At 67.6% G+C, this 6,331-nt stretch carries 7 protein-coding genes and 1 pseudogene; 2 read left to right on the top strand and 6 right to left on the bottom strand.

What is annotated here, in order from left to right:
* Positions 1-334: PEP-CTERM sorting domain-containing protein (locus tag ABNT58_RS16205; protein WP_348754485.1), on the top strand; the 334-nt coding region annotated here is incomplete at its 5' end.
* A gap of 3 nt (positions 335-337) precedes the next feature.
* On the opposite strand, the gene ABNT58_RS16210 is transcribed toward ABNT58_RS16205, so the two are convergent.
* The 6 genes from ABNT58_RS16210 to ABNT58_RS16235 all read right to left on the bottom strand — a co-directional run bounded on the left by ABNT58_RS16210 (position 338) and on the right by ABNT58_RS16235 (position 5,766).
* Positions 338-1,393, bottom strand: coding sequence for a sulfate ABC transporter ATP-binding protein (locus tag ABNT58_RS16210; RefSeq protein WP_348754486.1), 1,056 nt, complete (start codon positions 1,391-1,393; stop codon positions 338-340).
* Positions 1,390-2,262, bottom strand: coding sequence for a sulfate ABC transporter permease subunit CysW (cysW, locus tag ABNT58_RS16215; protein WP_348754487.1), 873 nt, complete (start codon positions 2,260-2,262; stop codon positions 1,390-1,392). The genes ABNT58_RS16210 and cysW overlap by 4 nt, the downstream gene beginning before the upstream one ends.
* The gene (cysT, locus tag ABNT58_RS16220; protein WP_348754488.1) at positions 2,263-3,108 is read right to left on the bottom strand and encodes a sulfate ABC transporter permease subunit CysT; all 846 of its coding nucleotides are present in this window, start codon (positions 3,106-3,108) and stop codon (positions 2,263-2,265) included. It lies immediately after the preceding gene.
* Positions 3,105-4,136: a sulfate ABC transporter substrate-binding protein gene (locus ABNT58_RS16225; RefSeq protein WP_348754489.1), complete on the bottom strand. Its 1,032-nt coding sequence runs from the start codon at positions 4,134-4,136 to the stop codon at positions 3,105-3,107. The genes cysT and ABNT58_RS16225 overlap by 4 nt, the downstream gene beginning before the upstream one ends.
* Before the next feature lie 170 nt (positions 4,137-4,306).
* Positions 4,307-5,299 (bottom strand): sulfate ABC transporter substrate-binding protein, encoded by a 993-nt coding sequence (locus ABNT58_RS16230; protein WP_348754490.1) that lies wholly within the window; start codon positions 5,297-5,299, stop codon positions 4,307-4,309.
* 116 nt (positions 5,300-5,415) lie between these two features.
* Positions 5,416-5,766 carry a thioredoxin domain-containing protein gene (locus ABNT58_RS16235; RefSeq protein WP_348754491.1) on the bottom strand — a complete coding sequence of 117 codons (351 nt, stop codon included), beginning with the start codon at positions 5,764-5,766 and terminating at the stop codon, positions 5,416-5,418.
* A 142-nt stretch (positions 5,767-5,908) separates the two neighbouring features.
* On the opposite strand from ABNT58_RS16235, the pseudogene ABNT58_RS16240 reads away from it, so the two are divergent.
* Positions 5,909-6,331, top strand: a pseudogene (locus ABNT58_RS16240) (alpha/beta hydrolase); the annotation flags it as partial.

The following is a 6,331-nucleotide window of genomic DNA, read 5'->3' on the forward strand; positions in this document are numbered from 1 at the left end:
CATCCGCGACGCCATCGGCGATGGCAGCTACGACCTGTGGCTGTGGAACGGCACCCAGTTCGTGGACAGCGGCACCGACCTGCATGCGGGCCAGGAGTACACCTTCGCATCGGGCACCACCCGCTTCAGCCTGCGCGGTATCGAAACCGACGCGGCGCTGAACCCGGACGACCCGACCGCCTTCGTGGTGGGTCTGACCTTCAGCAGCGCCGGCACCGTGGGCCTGACGCAGACGCCGCTGACCGCCGCCGTGCCCGAGCCCGGCACCTATGCGCTGATGCTGGGCGGTCTGGGCCTGGTGGCCGGCATCGCCCGCCGCCGCAAGCGGGCCTGATCGTCAGATGGCCGCGGCGGGGTCGATCGGCGCGTTGTGGTCGTCGAAGCGCGTCACCCGCCGAGGCCGCAGGTGGGCCGCGCTGCCGGGTTGGAGCTGCAGCTTGTCGCGCAGCACATGCCAGGCCTCGCGCGGCAGCTCCACGTCCACGTAACTGCCGTCGTCGTTGCGCTTGAATTCCACGCGCGTGAGCGGCCCCACCGTCAGCGCCTGCGACAGCGTCACCGGCCAGGTGTCCGCATCGGGCTGGGACACGATGTCCAGCTCATGCGGACGCACGTAGCTCACCGGCCCTTCGGCGCCGCCGGGGCCATGGCCCAGGCGGCCGTGGAACAGGTTCACGTCGCCCAGGAACTGCAGCACGAAGGGCGTGGCCGGGTGGTCGTACACCTGGTCGGGCGTGCCTTCCTGTTCGATGCGGCCCTGGTTCATCACCACCACCCGGTCGGCCACTTCCATGGCCTCGTCCTGGTCGTGGGTAACGAAGACGCTGGTCACGTGCATCTCGTCGTGCAGCCGGCGCAGCCAGCGGCGCAGCTCCTTGCGCACCTTGGCGTCCAGCGCGCCGAAGGGCTCGTCCAGCAGCAGCACCTGCGGCTCCACTGCCAGCGCCCGCGCCAGCGCAATGCGCTGCCGCTGGCCGCCCGACAGCTGGTGCGGGTAGCGGTCGGCGATCCAGTCCAGCTGCACCAGCTTGAGCAGCGCGTTCACCTTGCTGCGGATCTCGGCCTCGCTCGGCCGCGTGGCCTTGGGCCGCACCCGCAGCCCGAAGGCCACGTTCTCGAAGATGGACATGTGCGCGAACAGCGCATAGTGCTGGAACACGAAGCCCACGTTGCGGTCGCGCACGTCGTCGAAGGTGGCGTCCTTGCCGCCGAACAGCACGGTGCCCGAATCGGGCCGCTCCAGCCCCGCGATGATGCGCAGCAGCGAGGTCTTGCCCGAGCCCGAAGGCCCCAGCAGCGCCACCAGCTCGCCCGACGGGATGTCGAGGTTCAGGTTGTCGCAGACGACCGTCTTGCCGAAGGCCTTGTTCAGGTTGCGGATCTCAATGCTCATGCTTCGTTTCCTGCGAGCGCCTTCTCGGCGCGCACCTTGCGCTCGACCAGCAGCTTCAGCACCAGCGTCACCAGCGCCAGGCCGGCCAGCAGCGAGGCCACCGCAAAGGCGGCCGCGAACTGGTACTCGTTGTAGAGGATCTCGATGTGCAGCGGCATGGTGTTGGTCTGGCCGCGGATGTGGCCCGACACCACCGACACCGCACCGAACTCGCCCATCGCCCGCGCGTTGCACAGGATCACCCCGTACAGCAGCGCCCACTTCACGTTGGGCAGCGTCACCCGCCAGAAGATCTGCCAGCCGTTGGCGCCCAGCACCCGCGCGGCTTCTTCCTGCTCCTGGCCCTGGGCCTGCATCAGCGGAATCAGCTCACGCGCCACGAACGGGAAGGTGACGAACACCGTGGCCAGCACGATGCCCGGCAGCGCAAACACGATCTTGATGTCGTGGTCGCGCAGCGTCTCGCCGAACCAGCCCTGCAGGCCGAACACCAGCATGTAGATCAGGCCCACGATGACGGGGCTGACCGAGAACGGCAGGTCGATCAGCGTCAGCAGCACGTTCTTGCCGCGGAAGTCGAACTTGGCGATGGCCCAGGCTGCGGCCACGCCGAACACCAGATTCAGCGGCACCGAGATGGCCGCGGCGATCAGCGTGAGCTTGATCGCCGACAGCGCGTCGGCCTCGGTCAGCGCGGCCAGGTACACGTCGGCGCCTTTTTTCAGCGCCTCATAGAACACCGCCACCAGCGGCACGAACAGGAAGAAGGCCAGGAAGGCCAGCGCCACGCCGATCAGCGTGCGCCGCACCCAGGCCGGCTCGGCCGTGGCCGCCAGCGCGCTGCGCGGCGGTATGGTTGATGCAGTCATCTAGTTTCCGCCCTGGCGGCGACGCGCCCAGGCCTGCAGCAGGTTGATCAGCAGCAGCATCACGAACGAGATCACCAGCATCACCACCGCGATGGCGGTGGCGCCGGCATAGTCGTACTGCTCCAGCTTGGTGATGATGAGCAGCGGCGTGATCTCCGAGATCATCGGCATGTTGCCGGCGATGAAGATCACCGAGCCGTACTCGCCCAACGCCCGCGCGAAAGCCAGCGCAAAGCCAGTCAGTAGCGCCGGCATCAGGATCGGGAAGATCACGCGGCGGAAGGTCTGCGCCCGGCTGGCGCCCAGCGTGGCGGCGGCTTCTTCCACTTCCTTGTGCAGGTCTTCGAGCACTGGCTGCAGCGTGCGCACCACGAAGGGCAGGCCGATGAACACCAGCGCCACGAACACGCCGAGCGGCGTGAACGAGACCTTGATGCCCAGCGGTGCCAGGTACTGGCCGATCCAGCCGTTGGCCGCGTAGATGGCCGTGAGCGCGATGCCGGCCACCGCGGTAGGCAGCGCAAAGGGCAGATCGACCAGCGCGTCGATGATGCGCTTGCCCGGGAACTGGTAGCGCACCAGCACCCAGGCGATGATCAGCCCGAAGAAGGCATTGAGCAGCGCCGCCGCGAACGAGGCGCCGAAGGTCAGCCGGTACGAGGCCACCACCCGCGGCGAGGCCACCGCCTCCCAGAAGGCCGGCCAGGTGAGGGTGAAGGTCTTGAGGAAAGCCGCCGACAGCGGGATGAGGACGACGAGGCTCAGGTACAGCAGCGTGAAGCCCAGCGTGATGTCAAAGCCGGGCAGCACGCTGTGCCGCTTGAGCAGGGTGCGCGAGAAGATCACTTTTTGCGGCCAGCCGCCAGCAGCTGGTCGTAGATGGCGCCGTCGTCGAAGTGCTCCTTCTGCGCCTTGGTCCAGCCGCCGAAGTAGTCGTCGATGGTGAAGGTGGTCACCGCCGGAAAGTCCTTGGCGTACTTGGTCAGCAGCGCGGGCGAGCGCGGGCGCAGCTGGTGCTTGGCCGCGATCTCTTGCGCCGTGTCGGTGTACAGGAACTTCAGGTAGGCCTCGGCCTGCTTGCGGGTGCCCTTCTTGTCCACCACCTTGTCGATCACCGCCACCGGGTTCTCGGCCAGGATGGTCGACTTGGGGTAGACCACGTCGAAGTTGTCGCCGAACTCGGCCTTGATCAGGTTGATCTCGCTCTCGAACGTGGCCAGCGCATCACCGATGTTGCGCTGCGCGAAGGTGGTGGTGGCCGCACGGCCGCCGCCGTCGAACACCGGCACGTTGGCAAACATCTTCTGCACCAGTTCACGCGCCTGCGCGGCGTTGCCGCCGGCTTTGAGCACCGAGCCCCAGGCCGCCACGTAGGTGTAGCGGCCGTTGCCGGTGACCTTGGGGTTGGGAATCACCACGCTGATGTCGGGCTTGGCCAGGTCGGCCCAGTCCTTGATGCCCTTGGGGTTGCCCTTGCGCACCAGGATCACCGTGACCGAAGTGGTGGGCGACGAGTTGTTGGGCAGGCGCTTGGCCCAGTCTTCGGGCAGCAGCTTGCCGCGCGTGGCCAGCACGTCGATGTCGCTGCTCTGGTTCATCGTCACCACGTCGGCTTCCAGCCCTTCCAGCACCGAGCGGGCCTGCTTGCTGGAGCCGCCATGGCTCTGGTTGATCGTCAGGTCTTCGCCGGTCTGCTGCTTCCACTGCTTCTGGAAGGCAGGGTTGATCTCTTTGTACAGCTCGCGCGCGACGTCGTAGCTGACGTTCAGCAGCGTGGGGCCGGCGGCAAAGCTCAGGCCGGTGCTGCCCGCCAGGGCCAGTGCCAGCAGGCTGCGGCGCAGCAGGGACGGTGAGCGCAAAGATGATGCTTTCATAACGGACCGTTCTTAAATGCGAAGGGCGAATGTATTACCTGGTTACCGCCGGCCAAACCATTGCTTTCGCCTTTGCTTATGCGAAAAACAAATGAGCCGCCCGGTGGGGCGGCCCAGTTCGGCCATCGGCGTGCCCGCCAGTGCGGGCCAACGCCGGCTTACTTGCGCGTTTACACCTGGTCGAAGGTGCCGCCGTCGGCAAAGTGCGTCTTCTGGGCGTTGGCCCAGCCGCCGAACACCTCGTCCACCGTGAACAGCTTGATCGCCGGGAAGTTGCTGGCGTACTTGGCCGCCACCTTGGGGTCGGTGGGGCGGTAGAAGTTCTTGGCCGCGATTTCCTGGCCTTCGGGCGTGTAGAGGTATTCCAGGTAGGCCTGGGCCACCGCGCGGGTGCCCTTCTTGTCGACCACCTTGTCCACCACCGCCACTGGCGGCTCGGCCAGGATGCTGTTGGGTGGGTAGACGATGTCGAACTTGTCGGGGCCGAACTCCTTCAACGACAGGTGGGCCTCGTTCTCCCAGGCCAGCAGCACGTCGCCCAGGCCGCGTTCGGCAAAGGTGACGGTGGAGCCGCGGGCGCCGGAGTCGAGCACCGGCACGTTGGTCAGCACCTTGCCGATGAATTCCTTGGCCTTGGCCTCATTGCCGCCCGGTTGCTTGAGCGCCCAGCCGTAGGCGGCCAGATAACCCCAGCGCGCGCCGCCCGAGGTCTTGGGGTTGGCGGTGATCACCGACACGCCGGGCTTGATCAGGTCGCCCCAGTCCTTGATGCCCTTGGGGTTGCCCTTGCGCACCAGGAACACGTAGGTGGAGGTGTAGGGCGAGGCGTTGTGCGGCAGGCGCTTTTGCCAGTCGCTGGGCAGCAGCTTGGCCTTGGCCGAGATCTCGTCGATGTCGTAGGCCAGCGCCAGCGTCACCACGTCGGCGTCGATGCCGTCGATCACCGAGCGGGCCTGCTTGCCCGAGCCGCCGTGCGACTGCTTGACCGTGACGGTATCGCCCGTCTTGGCCTTGTAGGCCTTGGCAAAGGCGGCGTTGTATTCCACGTACAGCTCGCGCGTGGGGTCGTAGCTGACGTTCAGCAGCGTGAAGTCCTTGGCCAGCGCACCGAAGGCGGCGCCCGCCAGCGCGGCGCCGACGAGCAGGGTCCTCTTAAGGTTCATGCGTTTCCCGGGGGCGTGAGTGGAGAGATTGCCGCCACTCTAAAAACCGCCCGCCATGCAGGGAACGAAGCGTTCCGCGGACCCTTATGCGTTTTTCGATGAAGCCCAGCGCCCGCTCATGCATCCACCGCCCGCACCCGGCCCGGCAGGCCGGCCAACGCGGCGTCGGTGCTGGGGCTGAAGTCGCCGTCGCGGGCGTTCTGCAGCAGCCGCTGCAGCGTGCCCAGGTGCGGCGTCACCGTGCCGTAGAACAGCACCGCGTCGCCGCGGGCGATCAGCAGCGTGGGGAAGTTCTCCACGTCCAGGGTGCCCAACACCTCGTCGTGGTCCTCGATGTCCACCCAGGCCCAGTCGGTGGCGCCGCCGTCGGCCTGGCGGGCGGCGGCAAAGGCGGCTTCGTACTCGCGGCAGGTGCCGCACCAGGCGGCGCACAGGCAGGCCACCAGCAGGCGTTCGGTCGGTTCCATGGCCGCAAGTGTGCCGGTCCGCGGCCACTCATGGTTTTCGCTCAGCGTCTGCGTCGCCTTGGCGACGCCGCGGACGCTGGCGCCCGGCGTAGGCTGTCCGCCCCCACAAGCAGCGGCCAGCAGCCGCTCGAAGGAGACAAGCATGACGTTCCATTCCAGCCGGCGCCCGCATGCGCTCGGCGTGTTGTCGCTGGCCGTTGCGGCGCTGGCGTCCGGTTGCGGCGGCAGCGACGACGACGTGCCGGTGCCCGAAGAAGCCCGGACGCAGGACACCCGCAGCTTCACCCCGGCGCAGGAAACCACCTTCCCGGCCCTGGCCGGCAGCAACGTGGCCACCGACCGCTGGACCGGCGTGCTCAACGGCGCGGCCTACCGCATCGAGGTGCCCCAGACCGGCTGGAACGGCCAGCTGGTGATGTGGGCCCACGGCTACCGCGGCACCGGCGCCAACCTGACGGTGGACACGCCGCTGATGCGCCGCTACCTGCTGGACAAGGGCTACGCCTGGGCGGCCTCCAGCTACTCGAAGAACTTCTACGACGTGCGCGCCGGGGTGGAGGACACC

This window comes from uncultured Aquincola sp., from assembly GCF_964001545.1.
GTDB lineage: Bacteria > Pseudomonadota > Gammaproteobacteria > Burkholderiales > Burkholderiaceae_C > Aquincola.